The organism is Streptomyces sp. JNUCC 64 (assembly GCF_054484115.1).
The window spans coordinates 1,286,406-1,308,297 of sequence record NZ_CM137015.1 but is presented as its reverse complement, the minus strand read 5'-3'; the positions used below and the strand labels follow the sequence as shown (position 1 = coordinate 1,308,297).

General features: G+C 76.5%; 20 protein-coding genes. 9 read left to right on the top strand and 11 right to left on the bottom strand.

All coding sequences use genetic code 11. The features are described from left to right. Positions 1 to 2 precede the first annotated feature (2 nt). The 3 genes from ACVWNX_RS05165 (at position 3) to ACVWNX_RS05155 (ending at position 3,610) form a co-directional block, all read left to right on the top strand. On the top strand, positions 3 to 248 hold the full coding sequence (locus tag ACVWNX_RS05165) for a lipopolysaccharide assembly protein LapA domain-containing protein (RefSeq protein WP_454412676.1): 246 nt from the start codon (positions 3 to 5) through the stop codon (positions 246 to 248). A 305-nt stretch (positions 249 to 553) separates the two neighbouring features. Then, entirely contained in the window at positions 554 to 1,456 is a 903-nt protein-coding gene (locus ACVWNX_RS05160) for an arginase family protein (RefSeq protein ID WP_454412675.1), read from the top strand. A 171-nt stretch (positions 1,457 to 1,627) separates the two neighbouring features. Next, positions 1,628 to 3,610 carry a DUF5107 domain-containing protein gene (locus ACVWNX_RS05155; RefSeq protein ID WP_454412674.1) on the top strand — a complete coding sequence of 661 codons (1,983 nt, stop codon included), beginning with the start codon at positions 1,628 to 1,630 and terminating at the stop codon, positions 3,608 to 3,610. A 4-nt stretch (positions 3,611 to 3,614) separates the two neighbouring features. Here the strand turns inward: ACVWNX_RS05155 and ACVWNX_RS05150 are convergent, their stop codons facing one another. Next, entirely contained in the window at positions 3,615 to 3,980 is a 366-nt protein-coding gene (locus ACVWNX_RS05150; RefSeq protein ID WP_454412673.1) for a VOC family protein, read from the bottom strand. 297 nt (positions 3,981 to 4,277) lie between these two features. On the opposite strand from ACVWNX_RS05150, the gene ACVWNX_RS05145 reads away from it, so the two are divergent. Further along, complete coding sequence (locus ACVWNX_RS05145) at positions 4,278 to 5,072, top strand: GvpL/GvpF family gas vesicle protein (RefSeq protein WP_454412672.1); 795 nt, start codon at positions 4,278 to 4,280, stop codon at positions 5,070 to 5,072. 237 nt (positions 5,073 to 5,309) lie between these two features. On the opposite strand, the gene ACVWNX_RS05140 is transcribed toward ACVWNX_RS05145, so the two are convergent. Together ACVWNX_RS05140 and ACVWNX_RS05135 are read right to left on the bottom strand one after the other, a co-directional pair. Beyond that, entirely contained in the window at positions 5,310 to 6,119 is an 810-nt protein-coding gene (locus ACVWNX_RS05140; protein ID WP_454412671.1) for a methyltransferase domain-containing protein, read from the bottom strand. 290 nt (positions 6,120 to 6,409) lie between these two features. Then, positions 6,410 to 8,029 carry a bifunctional phosphatase PAP2/diacylglycerol kinase family protein gene (locus ACVWNX_RS05135; RefSeq protein ID WP_454412670.1) on the bottom strand — a complete coding sequence of 540 codons (1,620 nt, stop codon included), beginning with the start codon at positions 8,027 to 8,029 and terminating at the stop codon, positions 6,410 to 6,412. Positions 8,030 to 8,121: 92 nt separating this feature from the next. Between ACVWNX_RS05135 and ACVWNX_RS05130 the strand changes: the two genes are divergently transcribed. Both ACVWNX_RS05130 and ACVWNX_RS05125 read left to right on the top strand, forming a co-directional pair. Further along, on the top strand, positions 8,122 to 9,741 hold the full coding sequence (locus ACVWNX_RS05130) for an ABC-F family ATP-binding cassette domain-containing protein (protein ID WP_454412669.1): 1,620 nt from the start codon (positions 8,122 to 8,124) through the stop codon (positions 9,739 to 9,741). Between the two features lie 159 nt (positions 9,742 to 9,900). Continuing rightward, positions 9,901 to 10,140, top strand: coding sequence for a DUF6158 family protein (locus ACVWNX_RS05125; RefSeq protein WP_454412668.1), 240 nt, complete (start codon positions 9,901 to 9,903; stop codon positions 10,138 to 10,140). Positions 10,141 to 10,204: 64 nt separating this feature from the next. On the opposite strand, the gene ACVWNX_RS05120 is transcribed toward ACVWNX_RS05125, so the two are convergent. From ACVWNX_RS05120 to ACVWNX_RS05090, 7 genes are all read right to left on the bottom strand, one after another. Beyond that, a complete protein-coding gene (locus tag ACVWNX_RS05120) occupies positions 10,205 to 11,332 on the bottom strand; it encodes an Ldh family oxidoreductase (RefSeq protein ID WP_454412667.1) in 1,128 nt (375 codons plus the stop codon). A 4-nt stretch (positions 11,333 to 11,336) separates the two neighbouring features. Further along, a complete protein-coding gene (locus tag ACVWNX_RS05115) occupies positions 11,337 to 12,437 on the bottom strand; it encodes an aspartate-semialdehyde dehydrogenase (RefSeq protein WP_454412666.1) in 1,101 nt (366 codons plus the stop codon). A 133-nt stretch (positions 12,438 to 12,570) separates the two neighbouring features. Beyond that, complete coding sequence (locus ACVWNX_RS05110; protein WP_454412665.1) at positions 12,571 to 13,254, bottom strand: GntR family transcriptional regulator; 684 nt, start codon at positions 13,252 to 13,254, stop codon at positions 12,571 to 12,573. Continuing rightward, positions 13,251 to 13,847, bottom strand: a complete 597-nt coding sequence (locus tag ACVWNX_RS05105; protein ID WP_454412664.1) for a hypothetical protein — start codon at positions 13,845 to 13,847, stop codon at positions 13,251 to 13,253. Before ACVWNX_RS05105 ends, ACVWNX_RS05110 begins: the two co-directional genes overlap by 4 nt. A gap of 56 nt (positions 13,848 to 13,903) precedes the next feature. Further along, positions 13,904 to 14,920: an ABC transporter permease gene (locus tag ACVWNX_RS05100; RefSeq protein ID WP_454412663.1), complete on the bottom strand. Its 1,017-nt coding sequence runs from the start codon at positions 14,918 to 14,920 to the stop codon at positions 13,904 to 13,906. After that, the gene (locus ACVWNX_RS05095) at positions 14,917 to 15,711 is read right to left on the bottom strand and encodes an ABC transporter ATP-binding protein (protein WP_454412662.1); all 795 of its coding nucleotides are present in this window, start codon (positions 15,709 to 15,711) and stop codon (positions 14,917 to 14,919) included. Before ACVWNX_RS05095 ends, ACVWNX_RS05100 begins: the two co-directional genes overlap by 4 nt. Continuing rightward, the gene (locus ACVWNX_RS05090; RefSeq protein ID WP_454412661.1) at positions 15,708 to 16,733 is read right to left on the bottom strand and encodes an ABC transporter substrate-binding protein; all 1,026 of its coding nucleotides are present in this window, start codon (positions 16,731 to 16,733) and stop codon (positions 15,708 to 15,710) included. Before ACVWNX_RS05090 ends, ACVWNX_RS05095 begins: the two co-directional genes overlap by 4 nt. 284 nt (positions 16,734 to 17,017) lie before the next feature. On the opposite strand from ACVWNX_RS05090, the gene ACVWNX_RS05085 reads away from it, so the two are divergent. After that, positions 17,018 to 18,313 carry a M20 metallopeptidase family protein gene (locus ACVWNX_RS05085; protein WP_454412660.1) on the top strand — a complete coding sequence of 432 codons (1,296 nt, stop codon included), beginning with the start codon at positions 17,018 to 17,020 and terminating at the stop codon, positions 18,311 to 18,313. 157 nt (positions 18,314 to 18,470) lie between these two features. Here the strand turns inward: ACVWNX_RS05085 and ACVWNX_RS05080 are convergent, their stop codons facing one another. Further along, positions 18,471 to 18,977, bottom strand: a complete 507-nt coding sequence (locus tag ACVWNX_RS05080; protein WP_454412659.1) for a hypothetical protein — start codon at positions 18,975 to 18,977, stop codon at positions 18,471 to 18,473. 264 nt (positions 18,978 to 19,241) lie between these two features. On the opposite strand from ACVWNX_RS05080, the gene ACVWNX_RS05075 reads away from it, so the two are divergent. Further along, positions 19,242 to 20,501 (top strand): aminotransferase class I/II-fold pyridoxal phosphate-dependent enzyme, encoded by a 1,260-nt coding sequence (locus ACVWNX_RS05075; protein ID WP_454412658.1) that lies wholly within the window; start codon positions 19,242 to 19,244, stop codon positions 20,499 to 20,501. 19 nt (positions 20,502 to 20,520) lie between these two features. Continuing rightward, positions 20,521 to 21,810: an MBL fold metallo-hydrolase gene (locus ACVWNX_RS05070; RefSeq protein ID WP_454412657.1), complete on the top strand. Its 1,290-nt coding sequence runs from the start codon at positions 20,521 to 20,523 to the stop codon at positions 21,808 to 21,810. Positions 21,811 to 21,892 lie beyond the last annotated feature (82 nt).

Here is a 21,892-nt window from a genome sequence, read left to right as displayed (position 1 = left end):
CGATGAGTCCGAAGACGACCACGACCAAGTCCCGGAGTTCGCTCGGCGAGCTGGCCACCCCCGGCCGGATCGTCGTCATCGTGCTGGCGGTCCTCGCGCTGGTCTTCATCTTCGAGAACACCCAGGAAGTCGAGATCAGACTGCTGATCCCCCAGGTCACCATGCCGCTGTGGGTCGCGCTGCTGGCCATGTGGCTGATCGGGGCGCTGTGCGGGGCGTACTTCCTGCGCCGCCGCGACCGCCGCTGATCCGCTCGGTCCGCAGGGACCCCGTGGGACCTGCGGCGGGCCCGTTCCGGGGGTGGTCCGGCCGTCCGGCGCCGGGACCGTCCCGCCGCCCGCTCCGCCGGACCACCACGGGCAGCGGACCGTTCAGCCGGGACCGTTCCCGGCGGTCCCGCCACCAGTTCTGCCGTGCTTGCCGCGCCTGCCAGACGGACCCGCCGTGACCGTCGCGGGGACCTTCGCCGGGCCGGGACCCTCCGCCGTACCGCCGGTACCGGCCCCTGCGGAAAGCCGTTGTCCTGGGGGACATCGCCGCCCAGAATGGCCCGATGCGACGGATCGTGGTCATCGACGCCCCCTCCAACCTGGGCTTGCGCCCGCCCGCCCCCGGCCAGGTCCCCGGCTGCCGTCTGCTGGCCGGGGCCCTGCGCGAGCGGGACCTCGTCCGGCGGATCGGTGCCGACGACGGCGGGGCCGTGGCCGCGCCCCGCTACGACCGGGGCGACTGGCAGGAGGGCGACGGGGTCTTCCACGCGGCGGCCATCGCCGCGTACACGGTCCGGCTCGCCGACCGGATCGGCCCCCACCTCGCCGCCGGTGAGCTGCCGGTGGTCCTCGGCGGCGACTGCTCGGTGCAGCTGGGCGCCTCCCTCGCCATGCGCCGCGCCGGACGGTACGGGCTCGTCGCGATCGACGCCTCCGCCGACTTCCGGCACCCCGGCAACTCCGACCGGATCGGCGCCGCGGCGGGCGAGGAACTCGCCCTCGCCACCGGCCGGGGCCAGCGCGACCTCACCGACCTGGAGGGCCTCGGCCCCTACCTCCGGGACGAGGACGTCCGCTGCCTCGGCATCCGGGACGGGGACGAGGACCTCCCCGAACTGGCGGCCCTGAGCATCCCCGTCGCCACCGTCGGGGAGGTCCGTCGCCGGGGTGCCGAGGAGACGGCCCGGGCCGTCGTCCGGGACTTCCCCGCCGACACCCACCGGGGGTTCTGGGTCCACCTCGACGCGGACGTCCTCGACCCGTCCGTGATGCCCGCCGTCGACAGCCCCGACCCGGACGGACTGCTGCCCCCCGAGGTCACCGCGCTGCTGCGCCCGCTGCTCGCCTCGCCGCGCTGCGCGGGCCTCAACGTCACCATCTACGACCCCGCCCTGGACCCCGACGGCACCGCGGGCGATCTCCTCGCCGACCTGGTGGCGGACGCCTTCGGGGCGGTCGGCCGCTGACCGCGCCGGGCCCCGCCGCCCGCCGCCCGGACGGAAACATCTCCCCCGGAACCCCTGGTCAGGAAGCGCCCCGCGCTGTTCCATGGTCACCGTGACGACGGGCGGCACCGCGGGACGGGCCGCCCGCCGGGCACGTCACGGACCAGGGAACCGAAGAGAGGGGCTGCCGCCTTGACGCCGACGGCCACGACGATCCGCCGCGCCACCCTCATCCTGCCCGCCGCCGGGCTGGGCACCGCCAATCCGCTGCCACCGCTGCGGCCCCACGACGGGACCCACCACCTGGACGCCCGTTCCCTCGCGGACCTCCCCCGCGACATGGCCCGTCAGATCGGCTACGCGCCCCTGCGCGGGGTCCTGCCCGCCCCCGTCCTCGACGGGTACGGCCGCGACCGGACCGCGACCGCGTTCGACACCCTCGTCATCGAGAACACCCGGCTCCGGGTCACCGTCCTGCCTGGACTCGGCGGCCGGATCCACTCGATCCACCACAAGCCCACCGGCCGCGACCTCCTCTACACCAACCCGGTGGTCCAGCCCGCGGGCTTCGCCCTCAACGGCGCCTGGTACTCCGGCGGCGTCGAGTGGAACATCGGCGCCACCGGCCACGGGGTGCTCTCCTGCGCCCCCTTCCACGCCGCCGTCGTCCCTGCCCCGGACGGCGGCCGGATGCTGCGGCTGTGGGAGTGGGAACGCCTGCGCGACCTGCCGTTCCAGGTCGACCTCTGGCTCCCCGACGACTCCGACTTCCTCCACGTCGGCGTCCGGGTCCGCAATCCGCACGAACGTCCCGCGCCCGTCTACTGGTGGTCCAACACCGCAGTCCCCGAGGACCGCCGGGTGCTCGCCCCCGCCGACCACGCCTGGCACTTCGGCTACACCCGCGCCCTCACCCGGGTGCCCGTCCCCGAACACGACGGCGTCGACCGCACCCGCCCGGAGCGCAGTACCCACGCCGCCGACTACTTCTACGACCTGCCCGAGGGACAGCGCCGCTGGATAGCCGCCCTCGACGCGGACGGCCACGGCCTCGTCCAGACCTCCACCGACGCGCTGCCCGGCCGCAAGCTGTTCCTCTGGGGCTCAGGCACCGGCGGCCGCCGCTGGCAGGAGTGGCTCACCGAACCCGGCACCGGCGGCTACGCCGAGATCCAGGCCGGACTCGCCCGCACCCAACTGGAACACGTACGGCTGGAGCCGGGGGAGCAGTTCAGCTGGCTGGAGGCGTACGGGCCGCTGCGGGCCGACCCCGGCGCCGTCCACGGCACCGACTGGACGGCCGCCCGCGCCGCCGCCGAGGAGGCGCTCTCCGTCGCGCTGCCCCGGGCGGCCGTGGACGCCGCCCACGCCGCCTGGCTCCCGTACGCCGACGCCGAACCCGTCGAACGCCTCGCCACCGGTTCCGGCTGGGGCGCCCTCGAAGTGCTGCGCGGCGGATACGAACTGCCCGGCACCCCCTTCGACCTCGACGGCGACGACGGCCCCGGGCCGGACCAGGAGCCCTGGCACCATCTGCTGCGCACCGGGGACCTGCCGGAGCCGCGCCGGGCCGCCCCGCCCGGCCCCAGCCTCGTCGCCCCGCACTGGCGGGACATGCTGGAGACCGCGCGTGCCACCCCCCTCACCGAGTACCACCTGGGCGTCGCCCAATGGCACGCGGACGACCGGGCCCAGGCCGTCCGCAGCTGGGAACGGGCCCTCGAACTCGCCCCCGGAGCCTGGCCGCCGCTGCGCTGCCTCGCCGTGGCCGACCAGGTGGACGGCTTCCCCGAACGGGCCGCCGACCGCTACGCCGAGGCGTTCGCCGCCCTGCTGCGGGAGCGCGGCCCCGGCCCCGACTGGACCGCCGCCTCGGCCGCCCTCGGCCGGGAGGCCCTCGACGCGCTGCTCGCCGTCGGCCGTCCCGGGGACGCCCGCCGGGTGTGGGAGGCGCTGGCCCCCGAGACCCGGGCGCGCGGCGCGTTCCGGCTGGCCGAGGCCCGGCTGCTGCTGGCGGAGGGCGACCCGGCGGCGGCCCGCGCGGTGTTCGCCGCCGGGTTCGAGGTGGCGGACCTCGCCGAGGGCGCCGAGACGCTCGGGGAGCTGTGGGCCCGGATCAGCGACGAACCGCTGCCCGCGCGCTACGACTTCCGGATGCGCCCGGCCGCCTCGTAGGCACTCACCGGGGCGGCCCGGCCGGGCCGCCCCGGTCCGCGTACTCGAACACCGAGCCGTCCGGATGCAGCGCGATCAGATTGCGTCCGGCGGGGGTGGCCACCGGTCCGGCCAGGACCTTCGCCCCGGACGCGCCCAGCACCTCGGCCGTCTCGCCCACGTCCCGCACGGCGATGGTGGCGGCCACCCGCCGCAGCACGTCGATCTCCTCCTCCGGCCCGCTCATCAGGAGGAAGCAGCCGACCGCGGCGACCGACACCCCGCCGCGCTCGTAGCGCTGGGCCCGGCCGCCGGTCAGCCGTTCGTAGAACGGCACCGAGGACTCCAGATCGGTGACGCAGACACGCAGAGTGGTTCCCAGGATCTCCATGCGGGCGAGCCTAGTTGGGGTCCGTCCGCCGGGTGATCGGTTCCGCCGGGACGGCCACCCGGCGGCCTTGGACGACCCCCCGCGACCCGGGCGCTTCCCGGTGCCCGGGGAGGTTCCCCGTGGGGCGGGCGGCCGGACGTGCGTTCACCGGGACGGGGGTGGCCCCACGGTGGCCGCCCGGCGCGCCGTCCCCGCTGCTCCGCCGGGAGTACCCCGATCGGCTGGTCCTCGTCGCCGGGCGCGCGCCGCCGGTCCCCGGGGCCCGGGCGGGGCGGGGCCGGGGGGAAGGGTGGTGCCATGAGCGATCCGCGTTACCTGTACGCCGTCTGCCGTCCCTGGAGCGCCCCGCTCCAGACCGACCTCCGGGGCGTGGCCGGGACGCCGCCCAGGGAACTGCGGCACGACGCCCTGGTCGCCGTCGTCAGCACCGTCCCCGCCCGGGACTTCGCGGGGGACGCGCTCCGCGCCCGGCTCGCCGACCCCCGCTGGAGGTCCGCCCTCACCCGGGCCCACGAGGCGGTCGTCGCCGCGCTGACCACCGTCACCACCCCGCTGCCCGTGCGCCCCGGGGCGGTCTTCCCGGACGACAGCGCGGTCCGGGTGCTGCTGGCGGCGGAGCACGAGCGGCTGACCCGGGCCCTGGACCGGCTCGCGGACCGGGTCGAGTGGACGGTGACGGTCCGGGCGCCGGGACCGGAGTCCGCGCCGGACGCGCCGGATGCGCCGCATCCGGTGGGCACGGGCACGGTGGCGGGTGCGGGCGGTGCCTCCGGCGTGTCCGGCGCGGACGAGGGCGGCGGGACGTCCGGGGGGCCGGACGGCGGACCGCCCGGCCCGGCGCGGGAGCTGCACGAGCGGCTGGCCGCGCTGGCCGACGAGTACCGCCGGGACCCGCCGGACCGCTCCGGCGAGCCGTCGGGCGTCACCGGAGAGGTCCCGTCGCGCGTCGCCTATCTGGTGCCGCGCACCCTCTGCGAGGAGTTCGTGGAGGAGGTCGGACGGTACCGGGCCGGACCCGCCCGGCCGCCCGCCGAGCTGTCCGGCCCGTGGGCCCCGTACTCCTTTACCCCCGCCCCCTACGGCGGCGACTGACCGCTCCCGGCCCCGCACGGCGGAGATGACCGTCCGTCCCCGCCCCGCACGGCGGCGACTCCCGTCCCCGCCCCCACGGCGCCGACTGTCCGCTTCCGGCGCCCGACCACGGCGACCGTCCGCTCCCGGCGGCGGCCCGCGTCCCGTCCAGGCAAGGGACCGGGGGCGGTGACCACCGCCCCCGGTCCCTTGCCCGGGCGGCGGACGCCGACCGTCCGCCGCCCGGGCAAGGGTCCGTCAGACCCGGCACAGCACCTCGCCGTGCAGTACGGCGAACCAGCCGTCGGGCGCCGCGCTCCACTCGTGCCAGGCCGCCGCTGCCGCCGCCAGGCCCGCCCGGTCGGTGTGGCCCCCGGTCACGGCCCGGTCGGCGTACTCCGAGGCCACCGTGCGGTCCGCCCACAGTCCGCCCCACCAGGCGCGGTCCTCCTCGGTGGCGAAGCACCAGGTGCCGGTGGACGCGGTGACGTCCGTGAAACCGGCCTGCCGTGCCCAGGATGTGAGACGGCGTCCGGCGTCCGGTTCGCCGCCCCCGGCGCGCGCCACCCGCTCGTACAGGTCCAGCCAGCCGTTCAGTCCGGGCACCTCCGGGTACCAGACCATGGCCGCGTAGTCGGCGTCCCGGACGGCCACCACGCCGCCCGGCCGGGTGACCCGGCGCATCTCGGCGAACGCCCGTACCGGGTCGCCGACGTGCTGGAGCACCTGGTGGGCGTGGACGACGTCGAAGGAGTCGTCGGGGAAGCCGAGGTCCAGCACGTCCGCGACCGCGAACTCCGTGTTGTCCAGACCCCGGGCGGCGGCCGTGGCCCGCGCCTGGTCGAGGATCTCCGGGGCCCGGTCCACACCGGTCACCCGGCCCCCGGGCACCAGCGCGGCCAGGTCCGCGGTGATGGTGCCGGGGCCGCAGCCGACGTCCAGGACGGTCATGCCCGGGGTCAGCGAGCCGATGAGGTAGGCCGCCGAGTTGGCGGCGGTCCGCCAGGTGTGCGACCGCAGCACCGACTCGTGGTGTCCGTGCGTGTAGACGGCGGTGTCCTTCGGCATCCCACTTCCCCTGTCCGTGTGTTCCGGGCGGCCCGGTGTCCCCGGGCCCGTCGTCCGTCGCGCGACGCTCCCGGAGGGCGCGCCGCACCGCGCCGGCGACCCGGCGCGAACGGTCCCGGGAGCCGTCGCCGACACCCCGGACCGTCCCCTCCACCGTACGACTCTGGCCGCATTGTGAGACCAAGTGTCTTGAATATTGGGACGCTTGGTGGGGTGCGGGAGGGGCCTGCCGGGGGTGGGAACGGTGACGGCGACGGCCGTGGGTCACAGGGGACGGCGACGGCCGTGGGTCACAGGGTCAGCGGGCGGTACACCGTCAGCGCCTCGTGGAGCTTGTCGATCCGCAGCACCGGGCCGCAGGGGCCGATCTCCCCGTCGTACGCGAGCGGGGTGCCCGGGGCGACGCCCTCCACCCGCACCCGCAGCCGCCGCACCGCCGCGTGGAACGGCGAGCGCGACAGCGGACCGGCCAGCGCGGCGCCCAGCAGCCGGAACCCCGGCCAGCGCCCGCCGTGCACCGCCCGCACGTCCAGCAGCCCGTCCGCCAGGTCCACCCGCCGCGCTGCGGTCAGTCCCATCCGGCCGTAGGTGCAGTTGCCCGCGAACAGCAGCCACAGGGACCGGTCCCGGCCGTCCACCTCCGCCCGCAGCGGCCGTCCCCGGCGGCGTACGTGCACCGCCGCCACGAGGTCCGCCAGCCGTCCGCCGATCCGCCCCGACCAGCGCTCCCGCTCGTGCACCAGCTCCGGGTACACCCCCAGGCTGAAGGTGTTGAGGAAGATCCCGGACGTCCCGTCCGGACCCGAACGGAAGCGGCCCACGTCCACCGCCACCGCCTGCCCCCGCTCCACCGCCCGCACCAGGTCCTGCGGGTCCTCGACGCCCAGGTCGTACGCGAAGTGGTTGAGGGTGCCGCCCGGCAGCACCGCCAGCGGCAGATCGTGCCGCAGCGCCGCGGCCGCCGCCGCGTTCACCGTGCCGTCCCCGCCGCACACCCCCAGCGCCACCGCCCGGCCCGCCGCCTCGTCCAGCCGCCGCACCAGGTCCGCGCCGGTCGTCTCGACCACCTCCATCCGGGGCAGCGCCTCCCGCAGCGCCCGCACCCGGTCCGGGGTGCCCGCCCCGGTGTTGACCACCATCACCAGCCCCTCCCCGGCGGGCAGCGCCGGGATGTCCACCAGGGGGCGCCCCGGCGACGGCATCTGGTCCCGGGTCGGCACCAGACCCCGCACGGCGAGCGCCGCCCCCACCCCCAGCGCGGCCCCCGCCAGCACGTCGCCCGGATAGTGGACGCCCGTGTAGACGCGCGAGAAGGCCACCGAGAAGGCGACCGGCGCCACCAGTGCCCCCCAGCCCCGCGACTCCAGCGCCACCCCCGCCGCGAACGCCGCCGCCGAGGCCGCGTGCCCGGACGGGAACGAGGTGGTGACCGGCTGCCGCTTCAGCCGTCGCACCACCGGCACCCCGTGCAGCCGGGGACGGGGTCTGCGCACCGAGCGCTTGCCCAGGGTGTTGATCGTCGCCGAGGCGACCGCCAGCGACGCCATCCCGCGCACCGCGCCCCGCCGGGCCCGGGGCGAGCGGGTCAGCGCCAGCCCCGTCGCGACCGCCCCCCACAGCAGCCCGTGGTTGGCGGAGCGGCTCAGCCGGGGCAGCACCCGGTCCCCGTACGGCCAGTGGTGGTCGGCCACCGAGGCGAACAGCCGGGCGTCCACCGCGCCCAGCCGCTCGCGCAGCGAGTGCGGCGGGGGCGGCGGCGGAAGCGGTCCCGGGGCCGCGCCGAGCGGTCCCGCCGGGACCGGCGGGCGGCGCGGCGGCTCGCGCAGCCACGCGGACAGCGCGCGGCCCCAGCGGCTCGCGAGCGGGCCGGGGACCGTTCCGGCGGGATCGTGATCGTCGTCAAGGCGCATGGGGGGCGCTTACCCGCCCGGGCCCCGGTGATCCCGCACGGATCGGAAAACGGTTTGGTCCCGGCGGCCCCCGCCCCGCAGAATGCGGTCCCATGGGACACCTCGAAGCCGCGCACCTCGCCTATGACCTCCCGGACGGCCGGGCGCTGCTCGGCGACGTCTCGTTCCGGGTCGGCGAGGGCACCTCGGTGGCGCTCGTGGGCCCCAACGGCGCGGGCAAGACCACCCTGCTGCGGCTGATCTCCGGCGAGCTGAAGCCGCACGGCGGCACCGTCACGGTGACCGGCGGCCTCGGGGTGATGCGCCAGTTCGTCGGCTCGGTCCGCGACGAGACGACCGTCCGTGACCTGCTGGTCTCCGTCGCCACCCCGCGCATCCGGGCCGCCGCCCAGGCGGTCGACCGCGCAGAGCACGGGATCATGACGGTGGACGACGAGGCCGCGCAGATCCAGTACGCGCAGGCGCTCTCCGACTGGGCCGAGGCCCGTGGCTACGAGGCCGAGACCCTCTGGGACATGTGCACCACGGCCGCGCTCGGCGTCCCCTACGAACGCGCCCAGTGGCGCGAGGTGCGCACCCTCAGCGGCGGCGAACAGAAGCGCCTCGTCCTGGAGGCCCTGCTGCGCGGCACCGACGAGGTGCTGCTGCTCGACGAACCCGACAACTACCTCGACGTCCCCGGCAAGCGGTGGCTGGAGGAACAGCTGCGGGAGACCCGCAAGACCGTGCTGTTCGTCTCCCACGACCGGGAGCTGCTCGCCCGCGCCGCCGACCGGATCGTCAGCGTCGAACCCGGCCCGGCCGGAGCCGACGCCTGGGTGCACGGCGGCGGCTTCGCCACCTTCCACCAGGCCCGCAAGGACCGGTTCGCCCGCTTCGAGGAACTGCGCCGCCGCTGGGACGAGAAGCACGCCCAGCTCAAGAAGCTCGTCCTCACGCTGCGGCAGGCCGCCGAGATCAGCCATGAGCTGGCCTCCCGCTACAAGGCGGCCCAGACCCGGCTGCGCAAGTTCGAGGAGGCCGGGCCGCCGCCCGAGCCGCCCCGCGAGCAGGACATCCGGATGCGGCTGCGCGGCGGCCGGACCGGGCTGCGCGCGGTCACCGTCGAGGGCCTCGAACTGACCGGGCTGATGAAACCGTTCGACCTGGAGGTCTTCTACGGGGAGCGGGTCGCCGTCCTCGGCTCCAACGGCTCCGGGAAGTCCCACTTCCTGCGGCTGCTGGCCGGGGGAGAGGTCGCGCACGAGGGCCGGTGGAAGCTGGGCGCCCGGGTCGTCCCCGGTCACTTCGCCCAGACCCACGCCCATCCGGAGCTGGAGGGCCGCACCCTCCTCGACATCCTCTGGCGCGAGTACGCCAAGGACCGGGGGGCGGCCTCCTCGCTGCTGCGCCGCTACGAGCTGACCGCCCAGGCCGAGCAGAGCTTCGACCGGCTCTCCGGCGGACAGCAGGCCCGCTTCCAGATCCTGCTGCTGGAGCTGGCCGGGGCCACCGCCCTGCTGCTCGACGAGCCCACCGACAACCTCGACCTGGAGTCGGCGGACGCCCTCCAGGAGGGGCTGGAGGCGTTCGAGGGCACCGTCCTCGCCGTCACCCACGACCGCTGGTTCGCCCGTTCGTTCGACCGGTTCCTGGTGTTCGGCTCCGACGGACGGGTCCGGGAGACCCCGGAACCCGTCTGGGACGAGCGACGCGTCGCCCGGAGCCGCTGAGCCGCTGAGCCGCTGAGCCGCTGAGCCGCTGAGCCGCCGGGGACGCGACCCGGTGCCGCGCCCGCCCGTCCTTCCGGCCCCGGCCCGACAGGCGGGGCGGGCGTCCAGCGGGGACAGTGGGAGGAGGACGAACCCGACTGGGACTGGGGTGATGCCGCCATGACCGGAGTCGATCCCGCCCGACTGGACGACCAGCAGCTCATGCGGGAACTGGAGACCATCCACCGCACCCGGCACGACACCCTGCTGCACGGCTCCAACGACGCGCTGCGGGTCCACAACGCCCGGATGGCCGAGCTGGAGGGCGAGTACCTGCGCAGGCACCCCCGGCGACCGGTCGCCTCCGGCCGCACCCGGGACGGCGCCCGCGAACGCACCCCCGTCACCGGCACCGGCTGAACCGGTCACCCCGGCTCACCCGGGTCGGCCCGGGGCGGTTGGCCGACCGCGCCGGGGCGCCGCCTCAGCCGGTCAGCTCCCGCCAGACGTCCCCGGCGACCTCCAGCACCGCCCCGTCCGGAACGGGACGCTCCAGGGCGCCCGGCGCCCGGCCCCCGGCCGCGGTGAGCGCCACCGCCAGTTCCTCCACCCGGGGGGCGACGGGTCCCGCGCCCAGCGCCCCGGGGTCCACCGCCACGCACAGCACCCCCCGCCCCCGGGCCGCCGGGCCCCGGGCGTCCGGCAGGGCCCCGGCCAGCGCCTCCACCAGGAGTCCGACCAGCGTGCCCAGCAGCCCCCCGGACGGCAGCAGCGCCGCCACCGCCGCCGGGTCCGTCGTTGGGGAACCCCCGGCGTCCAGCGCCCGCCCCGGCGGCAGCGGCAGCCCCCGGCGCCGGTGGTCCGCCAGCTCCGCCTGGGTCAGCGCCGCCGTGGCCGCGTCCGCCACCAGCACCCCGCCGTCCGCCCGGGGCAGCGCGTAGGCCAGCGGATTCGTCCCCAGGACCGGCGCGGAGCCGCCGTGCGGGGCGGTACTGGGCGGGGCCTGCGCGCAGAGCAGCACCACCAGCCCCCGCCGGGCCGCCCGCGCCGCGTACGGGGCGAGGCGGCCCGCGCCCGTCACCCCCCGCGCCGCGACCAGCCCCACCCCGGACGCCTCCGCCAGCTCCCCGGCCAGCCGGGTGGCGTGGGCCACCGCCACCGGGCCGGGCGCGTCCGTCCCGTCCAGGCACCGCACGGCGGGGGCCGACGCGGCCGTGACGGTGACCGCCGCCCGACGGGCCGCCGGACCGCGCAGCTCACGGGCGAGCAGATCGAGCCCGAACTCCGGCCGTCCCGCGTGCTGCGCCCCGGTGAGCGCGTCCGCGACGGCGTCCCGGTCCCGGGGGTACCCGGCCAGCAGCCGTCGCACCACCTCCCGGGCCTCCCCGGCGGTCACCTCGACCCGGTCCGGAGCGGTGGCGGGGTGCGGCGCTGCCGTCGGGGGCGCTGACGGGTCCGGTACGGCGAACGGGTCCGGTACGGCGAGCCGGGCGGGGCCGGAGCGTGAGGGGTCCGGCCCGGTGCCGTGCGGGTCCGGCCGGGCGGAGGGCGCCGGGCCGGTGCCCGACGGGTCCGGGCCGGTGCGCGGCGGGTCGTGCGGCGCGGTGGTCACCGGATCAGCGGTCCAGCAGACCGGACGCGGCGACCAGCTCGGTCAGCAGCAGGGCGTTGCCGACCGTGCCCCGGTCGTGGTTGTGCGCGACCGCGACCAGGGACACCCCCGACTCCTGCGCGGAGTGGGCGCGGACCCGGCCCACGCTCACCGAACGGCCGTGGCCCGCGTCCCGGTCGAGCAGCGGCTGCGGACGGTCGGGCTCCTCGCGCACCACGATCAGCCGGTCCGGCGCCGACGGCAGGGCGTACCCGTCCGCGGTGCCCCGGAACGCGGCCAGCGCCCCGGCCGCCTCCTCGGCGCTCACCCGTGCGCCGAGCCCCGCCGAGAGCACCGCCGTGTGCCCGTCCCGCACCGGTACCCGGGTGCAGGTCGAGGCGAGGTCCGCGGTCCACGGCACGATCCGGTCGCCGTCGAACGTGCCGAATATCTTGGCGAGTTCACCGTCGAGCTTGTTCTCCTCGTCGGCGATGTACGGCAGCAGGTTGTCGATGACCTGGAGGGCGGCGACCCCGCTCTTGCCCGCGCCGGACAGCGCCTGGAGCGTGGTGGTGACCAGCGAGCGCACCCCGCCGAACGCGTCGTGCAGGGGCTTCGTGGCGAGCCCGACGATGACGGCCGTGCACAGCGGGCTGGCGACCAGGAAGCCCCGGTCGTAGCCCCGGGTCTCCCGCTGGCGGCGGGCCAGTTCGAGGTGCCCGGCGTTGATCTCCGGGACGACCAGCGGGACGTCGTCCTCCAGCCGCAGCCCCGCCGACTCGCTGATCACCCCGAAGCCGAGCGCGGCGAGCCGCGGGTCCAGCTCCCGGGCGTGCGGGCCGGGCAGCCCGGAGAGCACCAGTTCGACGCCCGCCTCCCGCAGGGCCGGTCCGTCGATGCCGGTCAGCCGGACGTCCGCCCACTTCGCGGGCAGCGGCTCGTCCAGCAGCCACCGGTCGGCGACCACGTCACCGAGCCGCTTGCCCACGTCGGCCGGGTCGTCCGCGATGATCGCCCGGACGTCGAACCACGGATGGTCCTCGAACAGCCCGAGCCCGCGCTGACCGATGTAGGCGAACGGGGTCCGTCCGGCCACTCCGAGCAGTCCGATACCTGTACGAGACATGAGAAATCACCTTTTCTGGATGAAGAGAGGTGTAGATGTTGGGAAAGGCTGATAAAGCGCCCTAGTGGAGGGTGTGTTCGAGCACGGGCGGGCGCGGTGAGGACGAGGGTGCGGCGGGCGGTGCCCGCCGGGTCTACCGGAGCAGGGGCTCCCGGGTCAGCACCCCGGAGTCCAGGACGTGCTGCATGATCACGTTGCGGGCCTTGCGGACGTGCCGGAACTCGATCTCGGCGGCCCGCTTGCCGTCCCGGGCGCGCAGGGCGGTGATCAGCTTCCGGTGGTCGTCGAGCGGTTCCTCGCCCGCGCGCGGCGGCATCGAGGCGAGCCGCAGGATGCGCTCCAGGTCCTCGAACAGGTTCTCCGTGATGCGATGGAGCCGCCGGTTGCCGGAGAGCAGGGCCACCGTGCAGTGGAACCGGTGCGAGGCGCTGAGCAGCGACGGGGAGTCCCCGGCCAGGGTGTAGCCCGACTCGGTCTCGGCCGCCAGCCGGTCCAGCTCCCCGCTGGGCGCCTGCGCGGCCAGCCGACACGCCAGGGGGCCCGTCGCCTCCCGCAGGTTCAGCAGGTCGATGAGGTCCTGGAGGGTCACCGGAGCCACCCGGCACAGCGAGCGCGGCGAGATCTCCACCAGGCCGTCGTACTCCAGCTGGTGCAGGGCGTCGCGCACCGGGGTCCGGGAGGTGCCGAACTCGGCGGCGAGGGCGCCGATGTCCAGCGGCGCCCCCGGCGCCAGCTCGGTGAGCAGGACGCGTCGGCGCAGCTCGGTGTAGACCTGTTCGCGCAATCCGGTCCCGGCCCGCTGCTGACGGCCGCTCACCGGCGGGTGATCCGGTCCATCGCGCGCCGGGCGACGACGTCCCCCGGTCCGGTGCCCATCCCCTCGGCGAACGCGGCGTGGTCCGCCGAGGCGAGGAACAGGGCGGCGGCCCGCTCGTCCGTCCAGGACACCAGCAACGTGAACTCCTCGTCCGTCCAGTAGCCCTCGGCGCTCACCGCGCCGGGCTGTCGCAGGATCAGCGTCCGGCCCGTGGACAGCCAGTACTCCTCCGTGCGGGCCCGCTCTGCGGCGGCGATCCGCACGGTCACCGACCGGACGTGCCCGCCTGCCAGCACGGGCGGTACCACCGTACTCGCCGCCTCCCGCTCGGTGACCTCGACCCCGAGCCCGTCGAACGTCCGGTTGATGCCGCTGTGCCGCTGCCCGGAGTGGAACCGGGTGAAGTGCTCGGCGCTGTCCCAGAGGGTGACGGCCCGCAGCCGTCCGGGCGTCGGCGTCTCCAGGACCAGCGAGCCCCGCCAGCCGGGCTGCGCCGCCGGTCCCGCCCCGGCGGCGGCCTCCGCGGCGAAGTGGGCGCGGACGTCGTCGAGCCGCTCCGCGTCGAACTCCAGGGTGCTGTAACGGGCGTACATGGTGGTCGTTCTCGCTTTCGGGTGGGGGCTTGAGGGGGGTGGGGGAGGGGTGCCGGTCAGGTCCGGGCCCAGGGGACGAGCCGCCGTTCCAGTGCTCCGACCAGGAGGCTGGTGAGGTAGCCGAGCAGGGAGATGGTCACGATGCCCACGTACATCCGGTGGACGGACAGGGTGCCCCAGGCGCTCCAGATCAGATAGCCGATGCCGGTGCGCGAGCCCACGAACTCGGAGGCCGCGATGATCACGAACGCCCCGCCCACGGCGAGCCGCAGCCCCGTGAAGACCGAGGGGAGCGCCGCCGGGAGCGCCACGGTGGTCCAGCTGGCGATCCGGCGGGCGCCCGCCGCGCGGGCCACGTCGAAGTAGATCGGCGGTGTCTGGAGGACGCCGCCCATCGTGCTGTAGAAGACCGCGAAGAAGACGCCGATCGCGACGATCGCGTACTTGCTCTCCTCGCCCAGGCCGAAGATCAGCAGGAGCAGCGGGAAGACGGCGACCTTCGGCACCGGCAGCAGGGTGGCGAAGACCGGCCCCAGCACCGCCCGCAGCCAGGGGACGGCGCCCAGCGCGATCCCGGCCACCAGCCCGGGGACCAGTCCGAGGACGAGACCCACGCCCACCCGTCCGAGGGTGGCCAGCGCGTGTTCCCGCAGGGTGCCGTCGGACACCATCGTCACGAAGGTCCCGGCGATGGAGGAGGGCGGCGGGAAGAACCGGGCGTCGAGCAGCCCGGTCCGGGACGCGGCCTCCCAGACGCCGAGCAGCAGCAGCGGGGTGAACGGTCCCACCCAGCGCAGCACGGCGTGGGAGCGCCGGTCGCGCAGCCGTCGGACGAGGGCCGCGCGGCGCTCCGCGCGGTCGTCCGGGGCGGCGGCGGGCCCCGGCGGACCGGGTTCCTTCGCCGTGGGGACGCTCGCCGCGTGGCCGTTCGCCGTGGGGGCGCTCTCGCGGTCGTTCACGCCGCCGTCCGCGCCGTCGTCGGCGGGGTGGTCGGCGGGGCGGTCGGTCGTCGTGACGTCTCCGCGCGCGGTGCCTCCGCCCGTCGTGGAGTCGCTCGCCGTACGGCCGCTCATGGCGTCCCGCCTTCCCCGCCGGACGGCGCGGTCCCGCGCAGCAGCCGCCACAGCTCGTAGGTGATCTCGCCGTAGCGGGGGTCGCGGCGCAGTCCGAGGATGTCGCGGGGGCGGCCGAACGGTACGGGCACGTCCGCGACGATCCGGCCGGGGCGGGCCGACATCACGAGGACCCGGTCCGCGAGGGTGAGCGCCTCGTCCACGCTGTGGGTGATGAACACGACGCTCTTGCCGCTGTCCTGCCAGATCCGCAGCAGCTCCTGCTGGAGCGTCACCCGGGTCTGTTCGTCCAGCGCGCCGAACGGCTCGTCCATCAGCAGGACGTCCCCGTCGTCGGCGAGGGCGCGGGCCACCGAGGTCCGCTGACGCATCCCGCCCGAGAGCTGGTGCGGGTACGCCGAGCGGAAGTCGGTGAGCCCGGTCAGTTCGAGCAGGGGGCGCACGGCCGCCCGGCGCGCGGCCTGGCGCACCCCGCGCAGCTTCAAGGGGTAGGCGACGTTGTCCTCCACGCTCAGCCAGGGGAAGACCCCGTGCTCCTGGAAGACGACGGAGGCCCTGCCGTCGAGCCGGACGTCCCCGAGGTCCTGGCGTTCCAGTCCGGCCAGCATCCGCAGCAGGGTGGTCTTGCCGCAGCCGGAGGGGCCGAGGAGGCAGACGAACTCGCCCGGCGCCACGGTGAAGGAGGCGTCCTCCACCGCGATCACCGTGTGGTCGGCGCGCGCGTCGTGGAACCCCCGCCACACCCCGTCGACCTCGATGGCGGCGGGCGGGGGAGCGGTCACGGCGGTCACGAGCCCTCCTCGTCGAGCGCGGCGAGGGCCCGCTCCAGCAGGTCCTCGCGGAACGCCCCCCGGGTGTCGGCGTCCCCGCTGAACTCCAGGTCGCCCTGGGCGCGGAAGAACCGCTCCTGCTCGCGGACCGAGTCCCAGTCGATCGCGGCCCCGGGATCGCTGCTGGTCAGCCCGATGCGGTTGAGGGTGTCCACGGGCAGATCGGTGTACTTGGCGATGATCCGCTGGTTCGCCGGGTCCTTCCAGCCGCCGTCCGCGAGTTCCCGGGCCGCCTTGAGGTAGCCGGTCAGGAACTTCACCACCTCGTCCTCGTGGTCCTCGGCCCACGCGGTGTTGAAGACGATCGCGCCGAGTTCGGTGCCCGCCGCGTGGTGCTCGCTCAGCCGCCGGGCGACCTTCTTGTCCTCCAGCGCGGTCGAGAGCGGTTCGATGGTCCAGGCGGCGTCCAGGGAGCCGCTCGCGAAGGCGGCGCCGGTGTCGGGCGGGCTGATGTTGGTCAGCTCCACGTCCTTCAGGGTGAGGCCGCCCTTGGCCAGGGCCCGGGCCACCGAGTAGGTGCCGAAGCCGCCGGGGCCGGGCACCCCGATCTTCTTGCCCTTGAGGTCGGCGATCTCCCGGATCTCCTTCCCGGCCTTCTCCGCCACCATCAGCGGCGAGGGGTCGCGGCCCTCCTCGGGCACCCGGGACACCCCGCCGAGGACCGACAGGGAGGCCCCGGACTCGACGGCGTTGAACAGTCCGGCGCCCCAGGACGCCCCGCCCGCCGTGACGTGGCCGGAACTGACGAGCTGGTACGTCTCGCCGGACGAACCGCCCTTGGGCTCCAGCTTGACGTCGACCCCCTGCTCCTCGAAGTAGCCCTTGTCGGCGGCGAGGAAGAACGCGCCGTAGTCGGCGTAGGGGGAGTACAGGAACGTGATCCGGTCGCGGTTCCCGTCGTCGGGCTCACCGCCACCACACGCGGTGACCACCGTGGTCAGTACGAGGGAGAGGGCGCCGGTCAGCAGCGCGGGTCGTCGCATGTCACCTCCAGGGGCGGCGGGCGGGCACGGGGCCCGCGAGCGGGGGTGCGAGGGGTCCCCGGGCGGTTCGCCCGGATGTTCCTCGCTTGTGTGTGCATCACATTAGGTGTCTGATGTATCAGAGGGCAACACTGAAGTATTAAGGGAAGATGTCCATGTATGAGGAACCGTCAGTTTCCGGCCACCGTGCGTTCGGCGCGCCCGCCGTATCCGCTGTACCTGCCGTCCCCGCCGTACCTGCTGTGCCCGCGGTACTCGCCGCGCCTGCTGTACCCGCCGTGCCCGTGCCCGCCGCGTCCGTCCCGCCGGTTCCGCCGGTTCCGCCCGGGGCCTCCGCCGCCCCCGGTGAACGCCTCCCCGTCCCCGGCGGACGGCCCGGTGACCCCGGCCCCCTCGACGGGCTGCTCGCCGACGCGCGACGCCACGCCCCCGGCGTGCTCGCGCTCCGCCGCGCACTGCACCGCCACCCCGAGACCGGACTGTGGCTGCCCCGCACCCGCCGCGCCGTCCTGGACGCCCTCGCCCCGCTCGGCCTGCCGCTGTCCGGCGGACCCTCCTGCGACGGGGTCGTCGCCCGGATCGACGGCGCCCGCCCCGGCCCGGTGACCCTGCTGCGCGCCGACATGGACGCCCTGCCGCTCCAGGAGGAGTCCGGTCTGCCCTGGGCCAGCGCGACCCCGGGCGCCATGCACGCCTGCGGCCACGACGCGCACACCGCGATGCTGGTGGGCGCCGCGCGCCTGCTCGCCGAACGGACGGACCGGCTCGCCGGACAGGTGGTGCTGATGTTCCAGCCGGGGGAGGAGGGGCACGGGGGCTGCCTGGCGATGCTGGCGGACGGCGTCCTCGACGCCGCTTCCGGACCCGTCGACCGGGCCTACGCCCTCCACCAGTCGCCCACCCTGGACAGCGGGGTCGTGGCCAGCCGCCCCGGGCCCCTGCTCGCCTCGGCGGACGTGTTCGCCGTGACGTTCCACGGGCGGGGCGGACACGGCTCCCGCCCGTACGAGACGGACGACCCCGTCGCCGCCCTCGCCACCGCCGTCCCGCTGCTGCACGCGGCCCCCGCCCGGGCCGCCGACCCCGCCCACCCCTGGCACCTGGGCGTCGGGGTGGTCCGGGGGGGAACCGCCCCCGGGATCGTTCCCGGACGGGCCCGGCTCGAAGGGTCGCTGCGCGCCTTCGACGAGACGGGCCGCGCCCGTGGCCGGGCCGCCGTCGAACGCGCGGTCCGGGGCGCGGCCGAGGCGCACGGCTGCGCGGTCACCACCGTCTGGACCGAGACCGCCCCCGCCACCCGCAACGACCCGGACCGCACCGCCCACGCCCTGGCCACCGCCGGACGGCTGCTCGGCCCGGAACGGGTCCGGGTGCTGCCCCGGCCCGCCACCGCCAGCGAGGACTTCGGGCACGTCCTCGCCCGGGTCCCCGGCGCCCTGCTGCAACTCGGCGCCCGGCCCCGGGACGCGGCCGGGTCGCCGGTGCCCGATCCGGCCCCCAACCACTCCCCGCGCATGGTGCTCGACGAGGACGCCCTGCCCGTCGGGGCCGCGCTGCTGGCGGCACTGGCCCTCACCTGAACCGGACCGGACCGGACCCGGGCGTCCCCCCCTCAGGCCCCAGGCGTCCTTGAGGGCCTGGGGAGGGGGCCGGGGGCGAAGGCGTCACCGCACCGGACGACGCGTCACCTCACCCGGCGCGTCCGCCCGCCCCGGGACGCCGCGTCAGGACGCCGCGTCAGAGGGAGGCCATCCGGGACACGTCCGTGATCCGGCAGGTGACCGGCTCGTTCACCTGGGCGAGGCTCTGGGCGGCGTCATGGGCGACCTGCCCCGGAGCGAGCCGGGAGACGCTGGTACTGGCCTCGGTGAGACGTTCCCCCGACGCCGCCACGAACTCCACGCTCACCAGGTAGTCGCTCGCCTTCCCGCTGCGGTTGGTGATGACGAGTCCGGCGCGCGGCCACTTGGTGGCGGCGTCCACCTCGCAGGACGCGATCCGGACGTCACCCGCCGGCCCGTCCGGCCCGTCGTCCCGCACCGGCTCGTCCACCACCGTGGCGAGCAGCCCGGCCAGCGCCGCCACGGCGACCAGCGCCAGCACCCCCACGACGAGCGCCGCGACCAGACACCCCCGCGACCGGCGCGGGGACCCACGGTCCGCCCGGGCGTCGCGCCCGACGGGCGGCCGCCGCTCCCACCCGCCCCATCCGGAGGGCCGCCCGGACGGATTCCCCATCGTCATCACCCCGGTCCCGCGATCGCCGTACCCCCACGGTGCACCCGGGACGCCGTGGCGGCACCCCGGGCCGTTCCCGCCGCCCCGGCGGGCCCGGCTCCCGCACCCCCGCAGGTCCCCTGGCCCGGTGGCGGGACGCGTCCACCGGGTACCCCGGCGTCCCGGGCCCGGTACCCCGGGCGCGCCCGTCCGGTAGCGGACCCCCGGTCCCGGCGGAACCCTGGAGGGAGAACCGGGCGACGGGTCCGGTGCCCGACCCCGGAGGCGCGGATGCGGCGCACGGACGAGCCGGACGGCGGCGGCCGTCTCCCGGCCGGACACGGCCCGCTGCGCTACGCGCCGCCCCTGCCCGGCAGCGGACTGCCCGGGACCGAGGAGGCGTTGCGGGCCCTGATCGCCGCCGCCGACGCGGACCCCGGTCCGGTGGGCGGCGACGAGGCGCTCCGGACCGCCGCCGCCGGCTACTGGACGCGGCGCGGACTGCCGACCGCGCCGGACCGGGTGGCCGCCGCGCCGGGCGGGGCGCCGCTGCTGCTCGCGGTGGCCGCCGCGCTCGGCGGGGACCTCCTGCTGCCGCGCCCCTGCCCCGCCTGGTGGATCCCGCAGGCCCGGCTGCTGGGCCGGACCGCGCACCCGGTGCCCACCCCGGCGGAGTGCGGGGGCGTCCCCGACCCGTACGCCCTGCTGGAGACCGTGCGCCGGGTCCGCGCCGAGGGCGGCGACCCCCGGCTGCTGGTCCTCGCCGTGGTGGACGACCCCACCGGCACGGCCGCCCCGCCCGAGGTGCTGCACGAGGCGGTGGAGGCCGCCGCCGGGGCCGGGCTGCACATCGTCGCGGACGAGACCTGGCGGGACACCCTCCACCCGGTGCCCGGCGGGCCGCGTCCCGTGCTCGCCGGACCCGCCGGGATGCTGCCCGACGGGGTGACCGTCCTGACCGACCTGGCCGGGTCGCTGCTGCCCGGCGCCTGGCCCGCCGCCCTCGCCCGGTTCCCGGCCACCCCGTGGGGCGCCGCGCTCCACGACCTCGTCCTCGACGTCCTCGCGGGCACCGGGGCGGTCCTCTCCGCGCCGGTCGCCGCCGCCGCGGCGCACGCCCTCGCGGAGCCCCCCGACCTGACGGCGCGCGCCACCGCCGCCGTCCGCGCCCACGGACGGATCGCCGCCGCCGTCCACCAGGCGCTCCGCGCGACGGGCGCCCTCGCCCGGCCGCCGTGCGCCGGACGCCACCTCTACGCCGACCTGGAACCGCTGCGGAACGCGCTCGCCGCCCGGGACGTCACCGACGCCCAGGAACTGGAGGACCACCTCACCGCCCTGCTGGACGCGCCCGTCGCGGGCGGTCACCGCTTCGGGGACGACCCCGGAGCGCTCCGGGTCCGGTTCACGACCGCTCCCTTCCTCGGCGCGACGGGCCCCGACCGGCTCGCGGCGGTCACCGCCGTGGACCCGCTGGACGTGCCGTGGGTCCGCGACGCGCTGACGATGTTCGCGGCGGTCCTCGACGGCCTCCGCGCCGACGCCCGCTGAAGCGAAGGGAGCGTCCCCGATGACCAGTCCCCGGACCGAGCCGTCACCCCGCTCCGAGCCGCCGCCCCGGTCCGAGCCGCCCCGGACCGGCACGCCCCCCGCCCCCCTGCCGCCCGCCGCACCCGCCCCGGCGGCCCTGCCCACCCCGTCCGACCTGCTCGCCCTGTACGACCCGCCCGGCTCTTCCGGCTCTTCCTCGCCGTCCGCCCCCTCTACCCCCTCTGCCCCTTCTAGCCTCTGTGACCCCTCTGACCTGTCAGACCCGTCCGCCCCGTCCGGACCGTCCGTCCCGCCCGCGGTCCCGTCCACCGTCCGGCCCGCCGTCCCGTCGGCCCCGGACGAGCGGTGTGGGACGGCGGCCCCCCGCCGGCTGTGGCCCCGTTCCTTCGCCGACCGGCTCACCGCCCCGCTGCCCGGGCTGCGGGCCTTCGCCCGGTTCGCCCGCGAGGGAGCCCTGCGGCCCCGCCCCGAGGGGCTGCGGGACGTCCCCCGGCTGCCGTTCGCCCCCGGACCGCTGCCCCGGACCGACGCCCGCACGGTCGCCGTCACCTGGGCGGGCCACGCGAGCTGGGTGATCCGGATCGGCGGGCTGACCGTCCTCACCGACCCCGTCTGGTCCCGCCGCATCCTCGGCACCCCCGCCCGGGTCACCCCGGTGGGCGTGGCGTGGAGCGCGCTGCCGCCCGTCGACGCCGTCCTCATCAGCCACAACCACTACGACCACCTGGACGCCCCGACCCTGCGCCGACTGCCCCGGAACACCCCCGTCCTGGTCCCGGCGGGCCTCGGCCGCTGGTTCCGGCGGCGGGGGTTCGACCGGGTCACGGAACTCGACTGGTGGCAGGGCGTCCGGCTGGACGGGGTCCGCTTCGACTTCGTCCCCGCCCACCACTGGTCCAAGCGCGGCCCGTTCGACACCTGCCGCAGCCTGTGGGGCGGCTGGGTGCTCACCGACCCCGACGGACAGCGGGTCTACTTCGCCGGGGACACCGGCTACGGCCACTGGTTCGACCGGATCGGCCGCCGTCACCCGGGCATCGACCTGGCGCTGCTGCCGATCGGCGCCTACGCCCCGCGCTGGTGGCTGCGGGACGTGCACTGCGACCCGGAGGAGGCGGTACGGGCCGCCCGTGACCTGGGCGCCCGCCGGATGGCACCCATGCACTGGGGCACCTTCCTGCTCTCGGCGGAACCCGTCCTCGAACCGCTCCTGAGGGTCCGGGCGGCCTGGCGCGCCGCCGGGCTCGACCGCGCGGACCTGTGGGACCTGCCGGTCGGCGGCTCGCGCCTGCTGCCCGCCCCGGACTGATCCCCGCCCCCGGACCGTTCCGGGCCCGAACCGTCGAAGGACCGGTGCGGCGAGCCGTGCCCGGAGACGGGTGCCGGGGCGG